Genomic DNA, 21488 nt, shown 5'->3' with positions numbered 1-21488 from the left:
AGGCGCAGATGAAGACCGATGAAGTGCTGAGCATTTTCCGTGAGGCTGGTGCTGTTCTGGAGGGGCATTTCATCCTGACCTCGGGCTTGCGCAGCCCCGTCTTCCTGCAGAAGGCGAGAGTCTTCATGCATGCCGACAAGACCGAGCGCTTGTGCAGGGCGCTGGCCGAGAAGATCCACGCCGCGGTGCCGGGCAAGATAGACTATGTCGTCGGCCCGGCGATCGGCGGCTTGATCCCGGCCTACGAGACCTCGCGTCATCTCGGCGTGCCGGCGATCTGGGTCGAGCGGGAAGGGGGCGAGTTCCGCCTGCGCCGCTTCGAGATCGACCGGGGCGCCCGCGTCGTCATTGTCGAGGACATCGTCACCACCGGCCTGTCGATCCGCGAAACCATCGATTGCCTGCGCGAGCTAGGCGCTGACGTGGTGGCCGCGGCCTGCATCATCGACCGTTCGGCCGGCAAGACCCATGTCGGCGTACCGCTGATCGCGCTCGCCGAATATGAAGTTCCGGCCTATCCGCCGGATCGGCTTCCGCCGGAGCTTGCCGCCATACCGGCGATCAAGCCCGGCAGTCGCAACATCTGACTGTGCATGCCGCCCAAAAGTGTGCAGCGGTTTGGGAGGGACGACATGCATGAAGGCAAATTGGCAATGATCGTCGGCATCGATCATTTCGTGTTGACGGTGGCGTCGCTCGAGGCCACCTGCGCCTTTTACCAGCGCGTGCTGGGCCTCGAGCGCATCGATACGCCGGGCCGGCCAACGGCGCTGGCTTTTGGCTGCCAGAAGATCAATGTCCACGAGATCAGCCACACCTTCGAGCCGAAGGCGAAGATGCCGACGCCTGGATCCGGCGATTTCTGCCTGGTCACCGATCGCCCAATCGGCGAACTGCTCGCCAGCCTCGAGGTCAATGGTGTGTTGGTGGAGGTTGGGCCGGTCGAACGGATCGGGGCGCGGGGCGCGATGATGTCGGTCTATTTCCGCGACCCGGATGGCAATCTTGTCGAAGTCAGCCAGTACTTGCGGTAAATCGTCAAGCATTCGGCCGCGACAAAAAAGCCGAGGCCGCTTCTCAAATTCGCCGTGATTGTCCGGTGTTGGAGATGAACCTTACCAAAAATTATGGCGGTGCGACCGCTGTGCAGGCGGCCTTCGGTTGTTGTCGGGGTTGCGGATGGCTATATCAAAGTCGCGATTGCCTTTCGGCGACCGCCAAGCGCAAGATGTGGCGGTCGAAGCCGGCTGGAGACGGCCGGCATGCAAGCCGTGAGTTTGTCGGGAATAGGAAAAGAGTGCTTTTTCGACGTCGCAAGCCTGATGGCCTTTTCGAGCGGGTGCGTACCTATCTGTGGCCGCGCCGTTCGTTTTCGCGCTCGCTGCAGTATTTCTCCAAGCGCATTCTGCGGCTGAAGGCCACGCCGCATGCGGTGGCCGCCGGTGTGGCGGCTGGCGTCTTCGCTTCATTCTTTCCCGTGGGTTTCCATTTCATCATCGCCGCCGTGCTGTGTTGGGTGATCGCCGGCAATCTGGTGGCGGCGGCACTCGGGGCTGTTTTCTTCGGCAATCCGCTGACCTTTCCCATTCTGTGGGGCGCGTCCTGGGAAACCGGCAAGCTCATCTTGCATGATCGCCTGCCGGCCCACGGCCCGCCGGAGCATCTGGGCGAGATGCTGCACAAGCTTTCCTTCGCGAAACTGTGGCATCCCGTGCTGGAGCCGATGCTGATCGGCGCGGTGCCGCTCGGGCTGGTGTTCGGTCTCCTGTTCTACGGCGTCACGCGCTGGGGCATGAATGTTTTCCGCGAGCAACGACGCAAGCGGCTGGCAGAGCGCGCGAACCGTCGTGCGCAGTCCGCCCATCCCGGTGGAAGCATTGGTTCCGCCGCGCAATGATCATCGGCATTGGTAGTGACCTGATCGACATCAGGCGCATCGAGAAGTCGCTGGAGCGTCACGGCCTCCGCTTCGTCCAGAGAATCTACACCGAGGTCGAACAGGCGCGTTCTGAAAACCGACGCGCCCGCGCCGCCTCATACGCCAAGCGCTTTGCAGCCAAGGAGGCCTGCGCCAAGGCACTGGGCACGGGCCTGGCGCAAGGTGTGTTTTGGCGCGACATGGGCGTCGTCAACCTGCCCAGCGGCGCGCCGACCATGGCACTGACCGGCGGCGCGCTGACGCGGCTGCAAAAAATCCTGCCTCGCGGGCATAGAGCGGCCATCCACCTCACCATCACGGATGATTTCCCGCTCGCTCAAGCCTTTGTGATCATCGAGGCGTTGCCCGTCGAAGAAGCGCCACATTGATTGCATTTGACGACCGGCATTGACGTTGCCCAGCGCGCGCCGAGACTCTATACATCCAACGCACAATCGAGGACGACATGAGCGTGGCTGAAAAATCCCAGAAGAAATCCGGCGGGCTTGGCGAAACCGTCAGCGTCATCGTCCAGGCGCTTTTGCTTGCGCTCGTCATCCGCACGCTCTTGTTCCAGCCCTTCTCGATCCCGTCGGGGTCGATGCGGCCGACGCTTCTGGAAGGCGACTATCTGTTCGTCACCAAATGGTCTTACGGCTATTCGCGCTATTCGTTGCCGTTCGGCCCCGACCTGTTCTCGGGGCGCATCTGGGGCTCCGAGCCCAAGCGTGGCGACGTGGTGGTGTTCAAATTCCCGCCGGATCCGTCCGTTGACTACATCAAGCGCGTGGTCGGCCTGCCTGGCGACAAGATTCAGATGAAGAATGGCCAGCTGTTCATCAATGGCGTCGGCGTGCCGCGCGTGAAGACCGGCCAGATCGACAACCCCGACATCACCGAAATGCCTCAGCCTATCGACGTCTACAGGGAAACCCTGCCCAACGGCGTCAGCTACGACACGCTCGACCTCAATCCGAATTCGATCGGCGACAACACGCGTGAATTCGACGTCCCGCCCGGCCACTATTTCATGATGGGCGACAACAGGGACAATTCCGCCGACAGCCGCTTCACCGTCGGCTACGTTCCGGCCGAAAACCTAGTCGGCCGCGCCAACCTCGTCTTCTTCTCGATCGCCGGCAAGGCGAGCCCGCTCGAAATCTGGAAATGGCCGTCGCTGATGCGTGCTTCGCGCCTGTTCCATTTCGTCAATTAGGGATGGCTGCGGCGAAACGGCTGACCGCCGACGCGCTCGCCGAAGCGCTTGTGGAACGCACGGGCCATGCCTTTGCCGATCGCCAACGCCTGCAGCGCGCGTTGACCCACGCCAGTGCCCGTGGCGCCAATGCCGGCACCGACTATGAGCGTTTTGAGTTTCTCGGCGACCGGGTTCTGGGCCTGGTCGTGGCCGACATGCTGCTGGCGACGTTTCCCGATGCGGCGGAAGGCGAACTGTCGCTGCGGCTCAACGCGCTGGTCAATGCCGAGGCGCTTTCCGAGATCGCCGAACATATCGGGCTGCCCGACCTGATCCGGGCCGGGTCCGATGTGCGCGGGCTCGAAGGCCGCAAACGCGTCAATCTGCGTGCCGATGCATTGGAATCGCTGATCGCCGTGCTCTATCTGGACGGCGGCTTGGCAGCGGCCCGCGCGTTCATCCACAGATACTGGCAGCCACGTTCGCAAGCGTCGGGCGCGGCGCGCCGTGACGCCAAGACCGAATTGCAGGAATGGGCGCATCAGGCGGCGAGTGCCGTTCCGGCCTACCAGATCGACAGCCGAGAGGGGCCCGACCACGATCCGCTATTCACGGTCAGCGTCAAGGTTGGTGCATTTCAGCCGGCGACGGGCAGTGGCCGTTCCAAGCGTGAAGCGGAACAGGCAGCGGCGGCTGCCCTTCTGCTGCGCGAAGGTGTATGGAACGCGGCATGACGGATATTGAAATTACTGAAGCCCCTGCCACGCACTCCGGTTTTGTCGCGCTGATCGGCGCGCCCAATGCCGGCAAGTCGACGCTGGTCAACCAGTTGGTCGGCGCCAAGGTGTCGATCGTCACCCACAAGGTGCAGACGACCCGTGCCATCGTGCGCGGTATCGCCACGCATGACAATGCGCAGATTGTCTTTGTCGACACGCCAGGCATCTTCAAGCCCAAGCGGCGCCTCGACACCGCGATGGTGACCACCGCCTGGGGCGGTGCCAAGGATGCTGATATCGTCCTGCTGCTGATCGATGCCGAGCGCGGCATCAGGGGTGATGCCGATGCCATTCTCGAACGGTTGAAGGACGTGCGCCAGCCGATGGCGCTGATCCTCAACAAGGTCGACCGGGTCAAGCACGAGACGCTTCTGGCCCTGTCAGCGGCCGCCAACGAGAAAGTGCCATTCAAGCGCACCTTCATGGTCTCCGCGCTGACCGGCTCCGGCTGCAAGGACCTGCTCGATTACCTGGCGCAGGCGCTGCCGGTCGGCCCGTGGTACTATCCCGAAGACCAGATTTCCGACTTGCCGATGCGCCAGCTTGCGGCCGAGATCACCCGCGAAAAACTCTATCTCAGGCTGCATCAGGAATTGCCCTATTCCTCGCATATCGAGACCGAGAAATGGGAGGAGAAGCCGGACGGCTCGGTGCGCATCGACCAGACCATCTATGTCGAGCGCGACAGCCAGAAGAAGATCGTGCTCGGCCACAAGGGCGAAACGATCCGCGCCATCGGCCAGACCGCGCGCATGGAGATTTCGGGCATCCTCGAACAGAAGGTGCATCTGTTCCTGTTCGTCAAGGTGCGTGAAAACTGGGGCGACGATCCCGAGCGGTATCGCGAGATGGGTCTCGAATTCCCCCATTGATGGACGGCAAGCTGAACATCGATGCGGCTTTGGTCAGCCGCTTGGTCGCCGCGCAATTTCCACGCTGGAAGCATCTTGCGATCAGGCCGGTCGAATTTGGCGGATGGGACAACAGGACCTTTCATCTCGGCGACGAGATGACTGTCCGGCTGCCGAGCGCCGCAACCTATTGCCTGCAGGTGGAAAAGGAACATCGCTGGCTGCCCCGGCTGGCGCCGCTTCTGCCACTGCCCATCCCCGTGCCGCTGGCGATGGGAGTTCCAGCTGACGGTTATCCCTGGCATTGGTCCGTCTATGGCTGGATCGAAGGTGAGACCGCGAAGTGGGAGCGCATTGCCGACCTGTCGCAATTCGCGGCGGACCTGGCCACGTTCCTGATTGCGTTGAAACGCATCGACCCCACTGGCGGCCCGTCGCCCGGGCAGCACAATTTCTTTCGAGGCGGACCGCTGACGGTCTATGACGGCGAGGCAAGGCAAGCGATCGCCGCACTCGGCCGACGCATCGATGCCGACGCGGCGAGTGCCGTCTGGGAAGCCGCGCTTGCCGCCACCCGGCAGGGGTCGCCTGTCTGGTTCCATGGCGATGTCAGCTGGGGCAACCTCCTTGTCAAAAAGGGTCGTCTGAGCGCCGTAATCGACTTCGGCACCTCCGGTGTCGGCGATCCCTCATGTGACCTGGCGATCGCCTGGACGTTGTTCGAGGGCGAGAGCAGGGAGGTTTTCCGCTCGGCTGTTGCCGTCGACGATACGACTTGGGCGCGCGGACGCGGCTGGGCGCTGTGGAAGGCGCTGATCACCGTCGCTGGACATACGCACAATCAGGCAGAGGTCGAAAAGTCTCGGCGCGTGATCGACGAAATACTGGCTGATCACGGGGACTCAGCGTGACGTGATTCCGCGACCCTCGTTGTCTCTCGTTCGCCAACGCTCATCGCGTGGGCTCGAGAAAGCGGTTCTGCATCGGTGCACGGCGAGCAGGCTGCTGTCACAATCGAGAATTCCGCAGCCCGCTCCTGCGTGTTTTTGACTGCTTTGGCGAGATCTGACCGACCTGGCAGGCGGCATTGGACTTCCTCCCGACATCGCGGAGGGAGGGGCGGCGACTCAGATCTGCTGCACGCAAAATTGCGGTTACTTTTCACGATAAATAGCCAAAAATGCCATTTTCAGGCTATTTCGTGGAAATATCTCATACTGAAAGCTTACTTAGCCGAGAAACTATCGGAATATATATTGAATATGTGACGTTGTTCCAATTGTGCCAAGCGATTTCTTGATAAGTGTTATTTGTGCAACACAGCATTAATCTGTTCTAAGAATCGCCGTTATTTCCAAAACCGTCATTGAAGGCGGAGGATTGATGGGTATGTTCGCCGCGAAAAGGGCACGCGGTGCGCGCCTTTTTCGTTGTGGGGGTGAGGCGGGAAAACATATCCGCCAGCCACAAATCCGAAGCCATTTAAACTATGACTGGAGAGGTCAGAAAATGAACATCAAGAGCCTCCTTCTCGGCTCAGCCGCGGCCCTGATCGCGGTCTCCGGCGCTCGCGCCGCGGACGCTGTCGTCGTCGCCGAACCGGAACCGGCCGAATACGTCAAGATCTGCGACGTCTACGGCGCCGGCTACTTCTATATCCCGGGCACAGAGACCTGCCTGCGCATCGGCGGCTACCTCCGTTATGATATCGGCGTCGGCGATTCCGGCACGCTGGATGGCGTCAACAACGTTGCCGATCACATCAACGGCGACAGGCACGACACCTACTACAAGAACATGCGCTTCGCGCTACGGACCTATACCGGCCAGGAAACCGAACTCGGCACGTTGAAGACTTTCACCGAGACCCGCTTCCAGTTCGGCAACAAGTCCGGCGACTACACTGGCGGCGCGAGCGACTGGCAGGCCGTGAACAAGTCCGTCACGCTGAATTTCGCCTGGATTCAGCTCGGTGGCCTGCGCGTCGGCAAGGACGAGACGACTTACGACTCGTTCATCGGCTATGCCGGCAATGCCCTTCAGGACACCATCATCCCGTACGGTATCAAGGACACCAACCTCATCAGCTACTACTTCGACGCCGGCAGCGGCTTCTCGGGCGTAGTCTCGCTTGAAGAAGGCACCGATGCCTCGGGCATCAGCGACACGATCGACAGCTATGTTCCACACGTCGTCGGCGGTCTGAAGTACAAGGGTGACTGGGGCGCGATCACCGGTGTCGTCGCCTATGACAGCAATTACGAGCAGGTGGCCGGCAAGGTTCGCCTGGACGTCAACGTCACCAAGGAATTCGCCCTGTTCGTCATGGGCGGTTACGGCACCGACGATAACTTCCCCAAGGGTCGGGGCCAATACAAGCCATGGGGCGGCAACTGGGCGGTCTGGGGTGGCGGCACCTACAAGTTCAACGAGAAGACTGCTTTCAACGTCCAGGTTTCGGCCGACGACGCGAAGAACGTGGCTGTGGCTGCGAACGTCGCCTACACAATCGTCCCCGGCTTCACGATCACGACCGAAGTGGATTACCTCCACGACGGCAAGTTCGGTCAGGCCGACGACTTCAGGTGGTCGAAGCCCAACAAGGAAAACAGCATCGGCGGTCTCGTCCGCTTCCAGCGCTCGTTCTAAACTGTCGACGAACGCCATCGAACCGTCCGCAGCACTTCGCTGCGGGCGGTTTGTTTTGCCAGCAGGCTTGCGAAGCCCGGTGCACCGCCCAAACCTCATCTTGATTTCGCCGCCCGATCGGTGAAAAGCTCTGGGCATGGAATGGCGCGACGAGGGAATCATTCTCGGCACCCGCAAGCATGGCGAAACCAGCGCCATTCTCGAGGTGATGACACGTGCGCATGGCCGCCATCTCGGTCTCGTGCGCGGTGGTCGCTCGCGCAAGCAACAGCCTGTTCTGCAGCCCGGCAATCGCGTCGACCTCATGTGGCGAGCCCGCCTTGACGAACATCTTGGCACGTTCCAGGCCGAGGCGATCGAGATGAATGCCGCGCGGCTGATGGACAGCGCCGTCGCCGTCTACGGGCTGCAGACCATGGCCGCGCATCTGCGCCTCTTGCCCGAGCGCGACGCCCATGGCGGCCTCTACGAAGCGCTTGCCGTGATGATCGTCCATCTCGACGATGCCGATGCCGCCGGCGAACTGGTGGCGCGCTTCGAGCTTCTGATCCTTGATGAGCTCGGCTTCGGCCTCGATCTCAGCCAATGCGCAGCTACCGGCACAAAACAGGATCTTGCCTATGTCTCGCCGAAGTCGGGTCGCGCGGTGTCGCGCGAAGCCGGCGCGCCGTGGCGCGACAAGATGCTGGCGCTACCGGCCTTTTTGCAGCGCGGCTCCGGCTTGCGCGCGGATCCGGCCGCGATCGAGGACGCCTTCCGGCTGACTGGATTTTTCTTCACGCGCCACGTCTACGAGCCGCGCGCCATCGAACAGCCCGATGCCCGTGCCGGCTTTCTTGCCGCGCTGCGCAAGCACCATGCCGCGCGCAAAACCATTGCCGGAGAAAATGCAGCATGAGCGCAAGTCTAACTCCGGAGGGGCGGGCCCCGCTGCTGGCCTTCGGCACCGAGACATGTTCGATATTTCCAGCCGCCAATCTGGCGGCACATTGAGTTGCCGATTGTGCATTTTTATGGCCGTCTAGCCGCCGCATTTGAATGTCAGTGAGATGAAATGTCAGTGAAAACTGGCCTGGTTTGGGGGAACCGCCATGTTTGAAAGCCTGATCGGCCTTGTCGCCATCATCGCCTTGTTCGTCATCATTTCGCGCCAGCAGAGCCGCATCGGTCTTGTCGAGCGCGAGCTTGGCGCGCTGCGCAGTCTCGTCCTTTCAGGCGCCGTGCCGTCGGTGGCCAAGCCGGCAGAAGAGGCCGCGACCGACAGCAAGGCTGCCGATGTGGTTCCAGCTGTAGCTGCCGCTGCTATGGCTTCGCCTGTAGCAAGCGAGCCGGTCGCACAGGCGCAGACAACAGAAGCGGAAGCTCCGGCTGGCGAGGCTGTGTCCGGCCCGTGGAGCGCTGGCGAGGCTCCGAAGGCCGCGGAACCTGTCGAGCCGATTGCAGCCCCCAAGGCGCCCGGCAAGCCGGACATCGAGACGGCGCTCGGCACCCGCTGGGCGGTCTGGGTCGGTGGCATCGCGCTGGCGCTGGGCGGCCTGTTCCTGATCCGCTACACCATCGAGGCCGGTATTTTCGGCCCCGGCGTGCGGCTCACTATGGCCGCGGTGCTCGGGCTGGTGCTGGTCGCCGGTGGTGAATTCGTCCGTCGCACCGGCTTCAAGGTGCCGGTGCAAGGTGTTGCCGGCGCCTATATTCCGGCGATCCTGACGGCGGCCGGTGCCTTCATCCTGTTCGGCACCGTTTATGCTGCCCATGGCATTTACGGCTTCATCGGCCCGGCGCTCGCCTTCACGCTGCTCGGTATCATCGGCGTGGCGACGATCGCCGCCGCCCTGGTCCATGGCCTGGCGCTGGCCGGCATCGGTCTTGTCGGCGCCATGGTGACGCCGGCGCTGATCGCCTCGCAGGCGCCCAACCCCTGGGCGTTGTTCGGCTACATCGCCATCGTGCTCGCCGCCACAGGCGTTATCGCCCGCATGCGTGACTGGAAAGCGCTGATGGCGGCGGCTTTCTTCGGCACCGGCATCTGGACCATTCTCTACATGATGGATGCGCCGGGGGCGAAGCTGTCCGCCATCCTGTTCATCGACGCGGTTACGCTCGCCGTGCTGGCTTTTGTCTGGCTGAGCAATCGTGGCGGCGAAGCAGACATCGCGACAGACCGCTTCGACTGGCCGTCGATCGTGCCGGGAGCTTTCGTTGCGTTTTCGGCGTTGGGCCTGTCCGTCGATACGACCTTTGTCGCCGCTGGCTATGCCTTGCCGGGGGCGTTCGTCCTCATTGCGCTTGTCGCCGTCGCACTCTATCGCCCGCGCACGGAGCCGCTGCTGCACGCCGCCGGACTGGTGAGTGCGATGATCTATCTCGGCATCATTCCGCCCACCACCATCGGTTCCGATTTTTCGCAGGGCAATCTGGGCTTTGACGGTCTGCCGGTGGCGGCCGGAAATGCCTTGACCTTGCGCATCGGCATCGGCCTCGGCCTGGTCTTCGCCGCCGCCGGTTTCTGGGCCGCGCGCCGCTTCGCCGCCGTGGCGCGGATTCGCGCGGCAAGCTGGGCAGCGTGGGGTGTCATCGTGCCGCTGGTCATCCTGATCGCGCTCTGGTTCACCTACGGCAATCTCGACCGGGACTTCGTCTACGCCGCCGTCGCGGCGCTGCTGGTCGTGGTTTTCGCCGCTGGCGGCGAATGGATCGCGCGCGCAGAACAGCCGGTACTCAAGGGCGGCATGGCAGTGTCGATTGCCCTCGGTGGCGCGGCGATCGCCGGCCTGTTGATGCTGCACATGGCTTTCGATTCCGGTTGGACCACCATCCTGCTTGGCGCCGCGGCCATCGTGCCGGCGCTGGCCACGCGCTGGCGTTCCTATCCGGTGCTTGGCTGGATTTCTGTTGGCGCGGCGATTGCCGTGCTTGGCCGCGTTGCCTTCGATCCGACCATCGTCGGTGCGGAATTCCTCTCCAAGACCCCCATATTCAACTGGCTGCTGCCGGGATACGGCGTGCCGGCGCTCGCCTTCGGCTTCGCCGCCTGGCAGCTTGCCCACACCACAAACGGTCGGCCGCGCCTCGCCATGGAAGCGGCGTCGGCGCTGTTCGCGCTGCTTGCCGTTGCCATGCTGGTGCGTCACGCCATGCATGGCGGTGTCATCGACACAGGTGCGATGACGCTTGCCGAGCAGGCGATCTACACGTTGATTGCCATCGGTGCCGGTGCCATCCTGGTCGCCATCGACATGCGCTCGCCAAGCTCGGTGCTGCGCTATGGTTCGATGGCCGCTGGCGTGGTTTCGGTCGCTTTGATCGTCATCCGGCATTTCGTGGTGCTGAACCCGCTGTTCACCGATGAATCGACCGGCCGGATTCCAGTGTTCAACCTGTTGTTCCTTGCCTATCTCTTGCCGGCCATCGCTGCCGGCGGGCTGGCGCTGTATGTTCGCGACAAGCGGCCGAAATGGTATGCACAGATGTTGGCGGTGGTGGCGGCATTGCTTGCCCTGGCCTATGCCACGCTGTCGGTGAGGCGGCTGTTCAAGGGCGAATTCATCGCCCTGTGGAGCGGGCTTGGCCAGTTGGAGACCTACACCTACTCTGCATTATGGCTGGTGATCGGCGTGGCGTTGCTCACCGCCGGCGTCTGGCTGAAGTCGCAGGTGCTGCGCATTGCCTCCGCCGTGCTGATCGCGATTGCCGTGCTGAAGGTCTTCCTCTTCGACATGTCGGAGTTGGAGGGCGTGCTCAGGGCGCTGTCGTTCATCGGCCTCGGCGCCGTGCTGATCGGCATCGGGCTGTTCTACCAGCGGCTTTTGACTCGGGCGGCGAAGGAAAACGGATAAAGGCAAGCAAGAACAACAAGATTTCTGTCCAGTCGGGAATAAACCGGGACACGCCAGCGTTATCTCATTGCTTGGGTGACCGGAGCGGCGGACCGCTTCGCACTGGCCGCTTGCGCCGCGCCGGGAACGCGCGTTCAATCGTGATCAACAAGGGCGACCTCAGAACCAGCGGTCATGGACGAAAAGAAGGCAGCAATCCTTGGCGAAATACCGCGCCTGCGCCGCTACGCTCGCTCGCTTTTGCGCGACCGCGATTCTGCCGACGACCTCGTTCAGGATTGCCTCGAACGCGCGCTCATGCGGCTCGACAACTGGCAGACGGGAGAAAGCCCCAGGAGGTGGCTGTTTACGATCATGCATCATTTGTTCATCGACCAGATGCGCAAGGTGAACCGTCGCGGCGAAGCGGCCATGCTGCCGCTGGAGGCGGGCGAGGCGGTTGCCCAGCCGGCCGAGCAACTGGACGGCATCGCCTCGCGCGAGATCATCGACGCTTTGCAAGCGATCAGCCCCGATCGCCGCGCGGCCCTTGTCATGGTTGCAATCGAGGGCTTTTCCTATGCCGAGGCCGCCAACATTCTGGGCGTACCCGCCGGCACGCTGATGTCGCGCATTGCGCGCGGGCGTGAGGAATTGCGGGGGCTGCTGGACGACACGGCGCGCCGCCGCACGATAAGGATCGTCGAGAAATGATCCGCCGCGATTTTTCCGAACGTGACATCCATATGGCGCTCGACGGCGAACTGCCGGTCGAAGAGCGTGCCGCCTACGGTGCCTGGCTAGATGCCAATCCCGAGATGAAAGCAAGAAGCGCCCGCTTCACCGCCGACCGGGAGGCGTTGCGAGCCGCCTTTGCCGGCGTACTGGACGAGCCTGTGCCGGCGAGCTTGCGCAAGGTGGTGCTCGGCGAAGCGCCTGCCAGGTTTGCCGCGCCACGCTCGCGCTGGTGGCTCGCCGCCGCCGCGGCCGTGCTTTTGGCCACGGGCGGATTTGGCGGCTACTTTGCCGGCATCGACGGTATCGGGCAGGAGAATTCGGCAGAGGATCAACTGGCCGAACAGGCGATCGCCGCCCATGTCATCTACGCCGCCGAGCAGCGGCATGCGGTGGAAGTGCCGGCCAGCGACAAGGACCATTTACAGACCTGGCTGTCCAACCGGGTCGGCCTGAAGCTGGTGGCGCCGGACTTGACCGCGAACGGCTTTCAACTGGTCGGTGGCCGGTTGCTGCCGGCCGGCGAAAGCAAAGCCGCGATGCTGCTCTACGAGGACGACAAGGGCGAGCGTATATCCCTCTTCGTCACCGCGGAATCGACGGCGAGCAGCAAGGGTACCTATGCCTCGGCGCAGGACGGCCCGCAGGCCGTCTACTGGCTGGACAAGGGCTACGGCTGCGCCGTTGTAGGCTCCTTGCCGCGCGAGCAATTGGCGGTCGTGGCCAAGAGCGCTTACGGCCAGCTTCTGGCGGGCCTTGCTAGCTGAGCCGAGCGCAATTCTCGTGGCCGGCGGCTCTTCAAAACAGCGATCCTGTTCAAAGCCGGCGCGCTTCCCTGCCGCCGCGGAAACTGTCACAATTCGGCCCTAATCAAGGAGCGATAGCGCTTGATGAATACCGGCGCTTCGGCCGGTGTTTGCGACACTTTTGACCGGGCCGTTTCCGCAACCCAATCGAGGTTTTCTCTAGTCGCATGCCTGCCGAGATCCGCACGGCCCGCGCGTCTGACGTCGATGATCTCGCCGCGATCGAGAAAGCCGTTTTCTCGAGCGATCGCATCTCCCGTCGCTCCTTTCGTCTGTTCATTGAGCGCGAGACGGCCGAGACCTTGGTCGCCGAAGTCGATGGCCGCGTCGCCGGCTACGCCATCGTGCTGTTTCGCAAGGGCAGTGGGGTGGCGCGGCTTTACTCCATAGCCACAGGCCCGTTTTTTGGCGGGCTGGGTGTGGGCCGCATGCTGCTGGGCTCGGCGGAGGACGCCGCCTTCGAACATGATCGCATGATGTTGCGTCTCGAAGTGCGCGAGGACAATGGCCGCGCCATCCGCATCTACGAGCAGGCCGGCTACCGCAAGATTGGCCGCGAGCCAGGCTATTACGCGGATGGCGAGACGGCGCTTCGCTATGAGAAGACCCTGCGCGGCGACATTCCGATCGCAACCAGGGTGCCGTTCTATCAGCAGACCTGCGAATTCACCTGCGGCCCATGCTGCCTGATGATGGCCATGGCTAATTTCGACAGCGGCTTCGTGCCCGACCCGGTGATGGAAATCCGCCTCTGGCGGGAGGCCACGACCGTCTTCATGATGTCGGGACCGGGTGGCTGTGAGCCGTTCGGCCTCGCTGTTTCCGGGTACGAAAGCGGGCTCGCTGCCGAGGTTTTTGTTTCCTTTTACGGCGCGTTGTTCCTGCAATCGGTGCGCAGCGAGGACAAGCGCCGAGTGATGGAACTGGCCCAGGTCGACTTCCGCCGCCGCGCGGAACTTTACGGCATCCCGGTGAATTACCGCCCCTTCACCATCGACGACATCAGAACCGCGATCGCTGGGGGAAAACTGGTGCTGGTGCTGATCAGCGGCTTCCTGATGTTCGGCAAGAAGGTGCCGCATTGGGTACTGGCCATTGGCGATGATGGCGACCATATTCTGATCCACGATCCCTGGGTCGAGGACGAAAGGCAGGAAACCATCCTTGATGCCGCCAACATTCCAGTGCCCTACGGCATCTTCATGAACATGGCGCAGTTCGGCCGCGACGGACTGCGTGCCGCCATCACTTTGGGGAAGCGCGACACACAATGACCTGGGTCATCCTTACCGGCCGGCAGAGCGATCTCGACCAGGTGGCGACACCGCACAAGATCATCACCAATCGCGACTATCTCGCGCATCCGGCGCTGTTTCGCGGCCAGCGGCCGAAGGTCATCAACCTGTCGAACAACTATGGCTACCAGAGCCGCGGCTACTATGCCTCGCTGCTGGCGAGTTCGCGCGGCCACAAGGTCATCCCGACCGTCGAGACGATGATCGACCTGTCGGAGCGCAAGCTCTACGAGCATGCGCTGCCGGAACTGGAACTGGCGCTCAACAAATGCCGCAAGGATCTCGGCGGCGCCTTTCCGGCCAAGGTCTGCATCTTCTTCGGCATTGGCCCCTCGAAAGTCTGGGACCGTTTCGCCAAGCTGTTGTTCGACTGGTTCCGGGCACCGGCGCTCGAGGTCCATATCAAGGACAGCGCCGAATGGGCATCGATCCGCAAGATCGGCTTCCATCCCTTGGCCCGCATGACCGAGGACGAGGAGAAGAGCTTCATCCAGTGCCTGGAGACCTACACCAACCGCGAATGGCGCGACACTAAGGGGCGCACGCCGGCGCGCTACACTTTCGCCACGCTGGTCGATCCGCATGAGGAGTTGCCGCCGTCGGAAATCTCGTCGTTGCGCTACTGGGCCAAGATCGCCGAGAAGATGGGCGTCGAAATCGAGCCGATCACCAGGAAGGATCTCGCCAAGCTCGCGAACTACGATGCGCTGTTCATCCGCGAGACGACCTCGATCTCCAACCACACCTATCGGTTCGCCCGCCGCGCCCAGCAGGAAGGCATGCCGGTCATAGACGATCCACTGTCGATGATCCGTTGCACCAACAAGGTCTATCTCAACGAACTGATGACCTACAACAAGGTGCCCGTGCCGCCGACGGTGATGATCGCCGGCACTTCGGATTTTGAACTCGCGGCACAGACACTGGGTTTTCCGCTGGTGCTGAAAATCCCGGATTCGTCCTTTTCGCGTGGTGTCAAGAAATGCGCGAACCTGGAGGAACTGACGCAACTTGCAACCGAATGGCTGGAGGATTCGGACCTTCTGATCGCCCAGAAATTCATTCCGACCGAATATGACTGGCGCGTCGGCGTGCTCGGCGGCCAGCCGCTGTTCGCCGTGCATTATCTGATGGCCAAGAAGCACTGGCAGATCGTCAACCACAAGGCCAACGGCAAGCCCGACCAGGGCGGCATCAAGACGTTCACGCTGAAGGAGACGCCGGCCCATGTCGTCGAGACCGCGGTCAAGGCGGCGCGCTGCATCGGCGATGGCCTCTACGGCGTCGACCTCAAGGAGACCAAGGACGGCGTCTTCGTCATCGAGGTCAACGACAACCCCAATCTCGACCATGGCTGGGAGGATTCCGGCGAGAAGGACGAGGTCTGGGTGCGGCTGACACAGTGGTTCCTCGAGCGGCTCGACCGGCCGGGGCGGTAATCCAACCAAGGGGAAACCATGCAGTTCATTGTCATCGAGGACTTCACCGGCTGCGACCGCAAGGATATCTACCGCCGTTTTCGCGATCGCGGCCGCCTGAAGCCCGATGAGCTTGTCGTGCACCACTCCTGGATCGCGGCGGATATGAGCCGCTGCTTCCTGCTGGTGGAGACGGACGACGCTACCCTGCTGCAGCGCTGGGTCATCGAATGGGCTGATCTTGTCGAGTTCGAGATCATTCCGGTGGCGACCAACAAGGATATGGTGACAGCCTTGAGCGGGCACCTCTGAACAGGAGCCTGACCGGTTAACGCAGCACCGGCGAGCCCACCACGCGCCGGCATTCGTCGATCAGCCAATCGCGGAAGGCCGCCACGACATCGCGCCCTGAGCTGCGCTCCGGGACAGTCAGGCAATAGGGCTGGCGCAGCGCGATCGCCCTGACAGCGGGCCGAACCAGCCTGCCGTCCTCCAGCGCCTCGGCGCAATAGACCCCTTGCGCCAGCGCCACGCCGAGCCCCGAAATGGCGAGGTCGAGGGCCGCACGCGACGAGTTGGCCGAAAGGCCACGCTGCGCTGCCCGGCCGGGCTGGATACCGGCAGCCTCGAACCAGTTGCGCCATGACGGAAACGACGCGCCGGTCGGACCCCAGTCGGTATGGATCAGCGGCAGCCCGCCGAGCGCACCGTCATCAGCCTTGATTGCGGCGGCAAGCCTTGGCGCGCAGACGGGATAGACGGCGTCCCGCACGATGTCCTCGGTCGGGTGCTCGCGATAATGCGGACCATAGGAAAGCCTGACGTCGATCAGGTCGCGGTCAAAGGGCACCGGATCGTCGTCACCTCGCAGCGATATGTCAGCGGCGCCGTGGCTGGCAACGAAGCCGGCGAGGCGTTGCGAAAGCCAGCCCATGGCCATGGATGGCGGCACCGACACCACCAGGCGCGGGCGAAAAGCATCGCCGCCCAATTCGCGCGAGACGCTGCCGATTTCCTGGAAGGCCATGGTCAGCCGTGGCAGCATTTCCACCCCGGCCTCGGTGAGCACGACCTTGCGGTTGACCCGATGGAACAGCTTGCGGCCCATCTGTTGCTCGACGGTGCGGATAAGCTGGCTGATCGCGGCGGCCGAAACGGAAAGCTCTTCCGCCGCCGCGGCAAAGCTACCTGTGCGGGCCGCGGCCTCGAAAGCCTGAAGTCCTTTCAGGGATGGAGATGTGGCCATGATTGCCCGATAGATAAGATCAGCTTATCCAAATTGCAGGAATCGTCGTTTTTGGAAAGCTTTTTCACCAACTAGAGTGGATCTCATCAAATCGCCGCGTGGATCGAATCCGATGGACCATCGCCAGATAATCGCGTCATTGACCCCGCAAGAGCGCAGTCGCCTGACCGCCAAGTCCGACGCTGCGGGTCTCGTACAACTCGGCGCTCATTGGGGAGCGATTGTGATCATCGGATCGCTGATCGCCGCGAAAGTGCCGTTCTGGCCGTTGCTGATGTTGCCGCAAGGCATCCTGATCGTCTTCCTGTTCACGCTGCTGCATGAAACGGTTCATCGCACCGCCTTCGAGACGCCGTGGCTGAACGATGGCGTGGCGCGGGTGTGCAGCCTGGCGCTGGCGCTGCCGGCTGACTGGTTTCGTTATTTCCATTTCGCCCATCACCGCTTCACCCAGGATCCCGAGAACGATCCGGAGCTGGCTTTTCCCAAACCTGAAACGCTGCGGCAATACCTCGTGCATGTCTCAGGCATTCCGCTGTGGTGGGGCCATCTCAAGACGCTCTACGTCAACGGCTTTGGCGACAGCCAGGAGAGCTATGTGCCGCCGAAAGGCCGACCCAAGGTTCGGGCCGAGGCGCGTGCCATGATAGCCTTTTACGCCGTGGTCATCCTGCTCGCCGTCTATTTCCGGCTCACTGTGCTTGTCTATGTCTGGATCATTCCCGCTCTGCTCGGTCAGCCCTTTCTGCGCCTCTACCTCCTGGCCGAGCACGGCCGCTGTCCGTTCGTCGCCGACATGCTGGAGAACACCAGAACCACGCTGACCAATTGGGTGGTGCGCAAGCTGGCCTGGAACATGCCGTTCCATGCCGAGCATCATGCCTATCCAGGTGTGCCGTTTCATCAATTGCCGCGGTTTCACGCACTGATCGAGCGGCATCTCAAGGTGGTCGAGCCGGGCTATGTCAGCTTCCATGAAAAATATCTGGAAACGCTGCGCTGACCTCGCGCCGCTGCCATCAGCCGGCCTGGCTGTGCCGCGCCCGCGACTTCAGCAGTCGAACGATGTCCGCTGCCTTCGAGGGCACGCCGATCAGATAGCCCTGCGCCTCGACACAGCCATTGTCGCGCAGCATGTCGAGTTGCTCCTCGGTCTCGACGCCCTCGGCGGTGACGACAACGCCAAGCTCGGTGCCGAGCCCGATGATGGTGCGGACGATCGCCGCCGTGTCGCGATTGCCCATGTCGTGGATGAACGAGCGGTCGATCTTGATCTTGTCGACCGGGAAACGCCTGAGATAGCCGAGCGAGGAATAGCCGGTGCCGAAATCATCCAGCGCGATGCGGATGCCGAGGTCGCGCAACTGCTGCAGCGTCTTCAATACGGCCTTGCTCTCGTCCATCAGCACGGTTTCGGTGATCTCCAGCTCCAGTTGTCCGGCCGGCACGCCGGAAAAGGCCAGCGCAGAAATGACGCTGCGGGCAAACCCGCCGCTTTTGAGTTGCACGGCCGAGACATTGACCGCGATGCGCAACCCAGGAGGCCAGCTTGCCGCCGCCGCACAGGCTTTTCTGAGCGCCCACTCGCCAAGCGGCACGATCAGGCCGGTTTCTTCGGCAACCGGAATGAATTGGTCCGGCCCGACGGTGCCGCGTGCCGGGGAATGCCAGCGCATCAAGGCCTCCGCGCCGATGATCTCGCCCGAGGCGATGTTCATGATGGGCTGGAAATCGAGATCGAATTCCTGCCGCGGCAGCGCGGCCTCCAGGTCGACCTCGAGCGCCCGGCGGGCCTGTACTATGGCGTCCATTGCGGGCTCGAAGAAACGATAAAGGTTTCTCCCTTCGCTCTTGGCCCGATAGAGCGCCGTATCGGCATTCTTCAGCAGCGTATCGGCGTCCCTGCCGTCTTCTGGGAAGACGGCGATGCCCAGGCTGATGCCGACATGCATGTCCCGGCTCCTGTCGCGAAACGGTTTCGCGATCGCCTCGACGATGCGCTTCGCCAGTCTTTCGGCGTCGGCGATACCCCTGGAATTGAACTGCAGGACGACGAACTCGTCGCCGCCGAAGCGGGCGACGATGTCCGTCTCATTGCGCAGGCAACGCTGCAGCCTCTCAGCCACGCTTTTCAATAGCCAGTCGCCGGCAGGATGTCCCCAGGTGTCGTTGATCGCCTTGAAGCGGTCTAGATCGAGCGAGAAGATTGCCAACGGTGGTGCCGTGGTGTCCTCCAGCGCCAGGTCGAGCCGTTCGCGGAACATCGAGCGGTTGGGCAGTCCAGTCAGCGTGTCGTGATGCGCAAGATGGATCATGCGCTCCTCGGTGCGGCGACGTTCGGTGACGTCGTCGAAGGTCACCACCCAGCCGCCGCCGCTCATAGGCCGGCGTGTGACCAGAACCGTCCTGCCGTCGGCAAGATAGCGATAGGCCGAATGGGGTTTCCCCGCTACCAGGCAGGCTTCGGTTTTGGCGACTTCGCTGTCGACGTCGATCTTCGTGTAGATGCCGAGTTCCAGCAGTCGTTCGAGCGCGTCGCGGTGCGTCGCTCCAAGGGGAAAGTCCGCCGCGGTAACGTTGTAGAGCTCGAGAAAACGCCTGTTGCGCACGATCATCTTGCCGTCTCCGTCGTACATCAGCAGGCCTTGCGACATGTTGGCGAGCGCGGCGTCGAACCGGCGGTGCTGCTCCTTGAGATCCTGCTCGGCGCGTCGTTGTTCGGTTATGTCCTCGTAGATCGAGACCCAGCCGCCTAAGGCCAGAGGGCGGTGCGAGATACTGATGATGCGACCATCCGAAAGCGTCTCTTCGTAGGTCGAAGCCTTCGCCTGGTCGATATAGGGTTTGCGGATGGCATAGAGCTCGTCGGCGCTTTGCGAGGCGATGCCGATGTCGGCGCTGTGCCGCAGGATGTCGATGAAATGGATGCCCGGCCGTATCAGCTTGGCGTCGAGGCAGAAGATCTTGAGGTAGTTGCCGTTGCAGATGATCATGCGCTCGTCGGCATCGAACATGCACAGGCCATGCGACATGTTCTCGACAGCGGCTGAAAAGCGTTCGTTCTGTTCGCGCAGCTCGTCTTCCATGCGGCGCGAGCGCTCCACGCCTTCGGCGACCCGCTCCGGGACGACCGAACCATCCTTGACATCCACGACGGGCATAGGGCGCGCCTGCGGTGCGTGATCGAACACCACACTGTTGTCCCTACCGGTTAATTTAGCGTTTTCTACCCTAACACCGAGGTCGCAACCGGGTGCCGCGACGTCTCAAGCGTCGAAAAGCGTTTGAGGAACGCATTCTGCGCTGAGGTCACCGAGCGCGGCGTGAAGTCGAAACGCTCGGCGGAAAAACCACGTGGACGGCCGAAGAATTCGGTCGCTTCCGCGGTCGAGAAGCCGGCAAGCAGCGTCGCCTCGAAATAGGCGGCGATCTGGTCGGCGCGCTTGATGTCCCTGCGCAGCGCCGCGGCCGGTTCGGGAGGCAGCGAGAAGCGCAGATGGATGGCCCGCTGCAAGCGCAATTCGCAATCCTTGTAGCTGCCGCCCATCACCGACTTGAACGGCGAGATCATGTCGCCGATGACATATTCAGGCGCGTCGTGCAGCAGGGCGGCGAGCCGGTCGGTCGCCGAAGCCTGCGGCACCAGATCGTTGAACAGGGCTTCGACCAGCAGCGAATGCTGGGCGACCGAAAAGGCATGCTCGCCGCTGGTTTGGCCGTTCCAGCGGGCGACGCGGGCAAGCCCATGCGCAATGTCCGAGATCTCGATGTCCAGCGGCGAGGGGTCGAGCAGGTCGAGCCGGCGACCGGACAGCATGCGCTGCCAGGCGCGTGGCGGCGCGCCGGCGCGGTCCGCCGCCATCAGGCTTCCTCCGCGCTGACGGATTCCTGCGGGAAATTGAATTTGGCCCAAGCGGGAATGGCCATCGTCACCGGCACATCGCCGGCAAGGATCGGCTGGCCGGCGTCCAGCGCCGCCTTGACCCTGTCGATGCGGGCAATGGCAAGCCCTGACGTGTCGGCACTTGAGCCGAGCGTGCCGACCGACCGTCCCTCGACCGTCAGTTCGGTGCCGGAAGCCGGCAGGGGAAGTCCGGCCTGGACAATCAGCACGCGCCGCCTTGCGGTGCCGCGATGCTGCATGCGCGAGACGACTTCCTGGCCGACATAGCAGCCTTTCCTGAAGCCGACGCCGCCTGTCTCGTCGAGCAGCACGTCATGCGGGAAGGCGTCTCCCAACGCATAATCGGCACCGCTTTCGGCGATGCCGCGGGCGATGCGGAAGGCCTGCCACGCGGCGATGTCGCCGGCGTCTGCAGCGCCGGCATAGGAGCGCATGACGCTTTCGTCGCGAAAGCGCCGGTCGGTAACCGCTGTGGAATCGCTTTCTGAGGCGATTGACTCTTTTCCCCACATGGTAGCGACAAGCGCTTGTTCCGACTTGGCAATCTCGACCTTGGCGCGAAGCTTGTAGAGCGTCAGTCGGCGAATGAAATCATCTGAAATGTCGGTCCGGCATTCGAGCCGGAAGGCGTTCTCACCGGCACGCGAGATCAGGAAATCGAACAGGATCTTGCCTTGCGGCGTCAACAGAGCGCCGGGCTTGGCTTCGCCGGCGCCAAGCGTATCGAGATCGGTGGTCAGGATATTTTGCAGAAAGTGCTCGGCGTCCGGGCCGGAGACGAAGATGAGCGCGCGGTCTTTCAGCAGGGCAAAGGGCATGGGGCGGATAAAAGCCTGATCTTGCAAAACGGTTGGCCATTACGTAAGCCGCTGAC

Annotated in this window: 21 protein-coding genes; 17 read left to right on the top strand and 4 right to left on the bottom strand. The window is 62.7% G+C overall.

Features of this window, described 5'->3' with window-relative positions:
- Positions 1-8 precede the first annotated feature (8 nt).
- The 16 genes from pyrE to EB233_RS23650 all read left to right on the top strand — a co-directional run bounded on the left by pyrE (position 9) and on the right by EB233_RS23650 (position 15776).
- On the top strand, positions 9-587 hold the full coding sequence (pyrE, locus tag EB233_RS23725) for an orotate phosphoribosyltransferase (RefSeq protein ID WP_064991782.1): 579 nt from the start codon (positions 9-11) through the stop codon (positions 585-587).
- 45 nt (positions 588-632) lie between these two features.
- Positions 633-1034, top strand: a complete 402-nt coding sequence (locus EB233_RS23720; protein ID WP_081294304.1) for a VOC family protein — start codon at positions 633-635, stop codon at positions 1032-1034.
- Between the two features lie 263 nt (positions 1035-1297).
- Complete coding sequence (locus EB233_RS23715; protein ID WP_027053362.1) at positions 1298-1897, top strand: DUF2062 domain-containing protein; 600 nt, start codon at positions 1298-1300, stop codon at positions 1895-1897.
- Complete coding sequence (acpS, locus tag EB233_RS23710) at positions 1894-2307, top strand: holo-ACP synthase (RefSeq protein ID WP_027053361.1); 414 nt, start codon at positions 1894-1896, stop codon at positions 2305-2307. The genes EB233_RS23715 and acpS overlap by 4 nt, the downstream gene beginning before the upstream one ends.
- Positions 2308-2384: 77 nt before the next feature.
- Positions 2385-3134, top strand: coding sequence for a signal peptidase I (gene lepB / locus EB233_RS23705; protein ID WP_027053360.1), 750 nt, complete (start codon positions 2385-2387; stop codon positions 3132-3134).
- Positions 3135-3136: 2 nt separating this feature from the next.
- Positions 3137-3850, top strand: coding sequence for a ribonuclease III (gene rnc / locus EB233_RS23700; RefSeq protein WP_027053359.1), 714 nt, complete (start codon positions 3137-3139; stop codon positions 3848-3850).
- A complete protein-coding gene (gene era / locus EB233_RS23695; protein WP_155765443.1) occupies positions 3835-4767 on the top strand; it encodes a GTPase Era in 933 nt (310 codons plus the stop codon). Before rnc ends, era begins: the two co-directional genes overlap by 16 nt.
- A complete protein-coding gene (locus tag EB233_RS23690) occupies positions 4767-5657 on the top strand; it encodes an aminoglycoside phosphotransferase family protein (RefSeq protein WP_064991781.1) in 891 nt (296 codons plus the stop codon). Before era ends, EB233_RS23690 begins: the two co-directional genes overlap by 1 nt.
- Positions 5658-6255: 598 nt before the next feature.
- The gene (locus EB233_RS23685) at positions 6256-7395 is read left to right on the top strand and encodes a porin (RefSeq protein WP_064991780.1); all 1140 of its coding nucleotides are present in this window, start codon (positions 6256-6258) and stop codon (positions 7393-7395) included.
- Between the two features lie 136 nt (positions 7396-7531).
- Positions 7532-8293 carry a DNA repair protein RecO gene (recO, locus tag EB233_RS23680; RefSeq protein ID WP_064991779.1) on the top strand — a complete coding sequence of 254 codons (762 nt, stop codon included), beginning with the start codon at positions 7532-7534 and terminating at the stop codon, positions 8291-8293.
- Between the two features lie 193 nt (positions 8294-8486).
- Positions 8487-11231: a DUF2339 domain-containing protein gene (locus EB233_RS23675; RefSeq protein ID WP_064991778.1), complete on the top strand. Its 2745-nt coding sequence runs from the start codon at positions 8487-8489 to the stop codon at positions 11229-11231.
- 174 nt (positions 11232-11405) lie between these two features.
- Entirely contained in the window at positions 11406-11924 is a 519-nt protein-coding gene (locus EB233_RS23670) for an RNA polymerase sigma factor (RefSeq protein WP_064991777.1), read from the top strand.
- A complete protein-coding gene (locus EB233_RS23665; protein WP_064991776.1) occupies positions 11921-12712 on the top strand; it encodes an anti-sigma factor family protein in 792 nt (263 codons plus the stop codon). The genes EB233_RS23670 and EB233_RS23665 overlap by 4 nt, the downstream gene beginning before the upstream one ends.
- A gap of 206 nt (positions 12713-12918) precedes the next feature.
- Complete coding sequence (locus EB233_RS23660) at positions 12919-14025, top strand: peptidase C39 family protein (protein WP_064991775.1); 1107 nt, start codon at positions 12919-12921, stop codon at positions 14023-14025.
- On the top strand, positions 14022-15485 hold the full coding sequence (locus EB233_RS23655) for a RimK family protein (RefSeq protein ID WP_027053350.1): 1464 nt from the start codon (positions 14022-14024) through the stop codon (positions 15483-15485). Before EB233_RS23660 ends, EB233_RS23655 begins: the two co-directional genes overlap by 4 nt.
- Before the next feature lie 18 nt (positions 15486-15503).
- Complete coding sequence (locus tag EB233_RS23650) at positions 15504-15776, top strand: DUF3303 domain-containing protein (protein ID WP_027053349.1); 273 nt, start codon at positions 15504-15506, stop codon at positions 15774-15776.
- A gap of 16 nt (positions 15777-15792) precedes the next feature.
- On the opposite strand, the gene EB233_RS23645 is transcribed toward EB233_RS23650, so the two are convergent.
- Complete coding sequence (locus EB233_RS23645) at positions 15793-16710, bottom strand: LysR substrate-binding domain-containing protein (RefSeq protein ID WP_064991774.1); 918 nt, start codon at positions 16708-16710, stop codon at positions 15793-15795.
- A 112-nt stretch (positions 16711-16822) separates the two neighbouring features.
- On the opposite strand from EB233_RS23645, the gene EB233_RS23640 reads away from it, so the two are divergent.
- Entirely contained in the window at positions 16823-17713 is an 891-nt protein-coding gene (locus tag EB233_RS23640) for a fatty acid desaturase family protein (RefSeq protein ID WP_064991899.1), read from the top strand.
- Positions 17714-17729: 16 nt separating this feature from the next.
- Here the strand turns inward: EB233_RS23640 and EB233_RS23635 are convergent, their stop codons facing one another.
- From EB233_RS23635 to ygfZ, 3 genes are all read right to left on the bottom strand, one after another.
- Complete coding sequence (locus EB233_RS23635) at positions 17730-19871, bottom strand: putative bifunctional diguanylate cyclase/phosphodiesterase (protein ID WP_064991773.1); 2142 nt, start codon at positions 19869-19871, stop codon at positions 17730-17732.
- A gap of 65 nt (positions 19872-19936) precedes the next feature.
- Positions 19937-20572 (bottom strand): HD domain-containing protein, encoded by a 636-nt coding sequence (locus EB233_RS23630; RefSeq protein WP_027053345.1) that lies wholly within the window; start codon positions 20570-20572, stop codon positions 19937-19939.
- A complete protein-coding gene (gene ygfZ, locus EB233_RS23625) occupies positions 20572-21432 on the bottom strand; it encodes a CAF17-like 4Fe-4S cluster assembly/insertion protein YgfZ (protein ID WP_064991772.1) in 861 nt (286 codons plus the stop codon). Before ygfZ ends, EB233_RS23630 begins: the two co-directional genes overlap by 1 nt.
- Positions 21433-21488: the final 56 nt, after the last annotated feature.

It is taken from the genome of Mesorhizobium erdmanii (assembly GCF_013170725.1).
GTDB lineage: Bacteria > Pseudomonadota > Alphaproteobacteria > Rhizobiales > Rhizobiaceae > Mesorhizobium > Mesorhizobium erdmanii.
The sequence above is the reverse complement of the archived record's forward strand: the minus strand, read 5'-3'. Positions and strand labels throughout refer to the sequence as shown.

Excerpts from the sequence above, each read along its gene's own strand:
- pyrE (WP_064991782.1), top strand. The coding sequence starts at position 9 with ATGAAGACCGATGAAGTGCTGAGCATTTTCCGTGAGGCTGGTGCTGTT.
- EB233_RS23720 (WP_081294304.1), top strand. The coding sequence starts at position 633 with ATGCATGAAGGCAAATTGGCAATGATCGTCGGCATCGATCATTTCGTG.
- acpS (WP_027053361.1), top strand. The coding sequence starts at position 1,894 with ATGATCATCGGCATTGGTAGTGACCTGATCGACATCAGGCGCATCGAG.
- EB233_RS23645 (WP_064991774.1), bottom strand. The coding sequence starts at position 16,710 with ATGGCCACATCTCCATCCCTGAAAGGACTTCAGGCTTTCGAGGCCGCG.
- recO (WP_064991779.1), top strand. The coding sequence starts at position 7,532 with ATGGAATGGCGCGACGAGGGAATCATTCTCGGCACCCGCAAGCATGGC.
- EB233_RS23640 (WP_064991899.1), top strand. The coding sequence starts at position 16,823 with ATGGACCATCGCCAGATAATCGCGTCATTGACCCCGCAAGAGCGCAGT.
- EB233_RS23635 (WP_064991773.1), bottom strand. The coding sequence starts at position 19,871 with ATGCCCGTCGTGGATGTCAAGGATGGTTCGGTCGTCCCGGAGCGGGTC.
- rnc (WP_027053359.1), top strand. The coding sequence starts at position 3,137 with ATGGCTGCGGCGAAACGGCTGACCGCCGACGCGCTCGCCGAAGCGCTT.
- EB233_RS23655 (WP_027053350.1), top strand. The coding sequence starts at position 14,022 with ATGACCTGGGTCATCCTTACCGGCCGGCAGAGCGATCTCGACCAGGTG.
- EB233_RS23630 (WP_027053345.1), bottom strand. The coding sequence starts at position 20,572 with ATGGCGGCGGACCGCGCCGGCGCGCCGCCACGCGCCTGGCAGCGCATG.
- EB233_RS23690 (WP_064991781.1), top strand. The coding sequence starts at position 4,767 with ATGGACGGCAAGCTGAACATCGATGCGGCTTTGGTCAGCCGCTTGGTC.
- era (WP_155765443.1), top strand. The coding sequence starts at position 3,835 with ATGGAACGCGGCATGACGGATATTGAAATTACTGAAGCCCCTGCCACG.
- ygfZ (WP_064991772.1), bottom strand. The coding sequence starts at position 21,432 with ATGCCCTTTGCCCTGCTGAAAGACCGCGCGCTCATCTTCGTCTCCGGC.
- EB233_RS23685 (WP_064991780.1), top strand. The coding sequence starts at position 6,256 with ATGAACATCAAGAGCCTCCTTCTCGGCTCAGCCGCGGCCCTGATCGCG.
- EB233_RS23670 (WP_064991777.1), top strand. The coding sequence starts at position 11,406 with ATGGACGAAAAGAAGGCAGCAATCCTTGGCGAAATACCGCGCCTGCGC.
- EB233_RS23665 (WP_064991776.1), top strand. The coding sequence starts at position 11,921 with ATGATCCGCCGCGATTTTTCCGAACGTGACATCCATATGGCGCTCGAC.
- EB233_RS23660 (WP_064991775.1), top strand. The coding sequence starts at position 12,919 with ATGCCTGCCGAGATCCGCACGGCCCGCGCGTCTGACGTCGATGATCTC.
- lepB (WP_027053360.1), top strand. The coding sequence starts at position 2,385 with ATGAGCGTGGCTGAAAAATCCCAGAAGAAATCCGGCGGGCTTGGCGAA.
- EB233_RS23675 (WP_064991778.1), top strand. The coding sequence starts at position 8,487 with ATGTTTGAAAGCCTGATCGGCCTTGTCGCCATCATCGCCTTGTTCGTC.
- EB233_RS23650 (WP_027053349.1), top strand. The coding sequence starts at position 15,504 with ATGCAGTTCATTGTCATCGAGGACTTCACCGGCTGCGACCGCAAGGAT.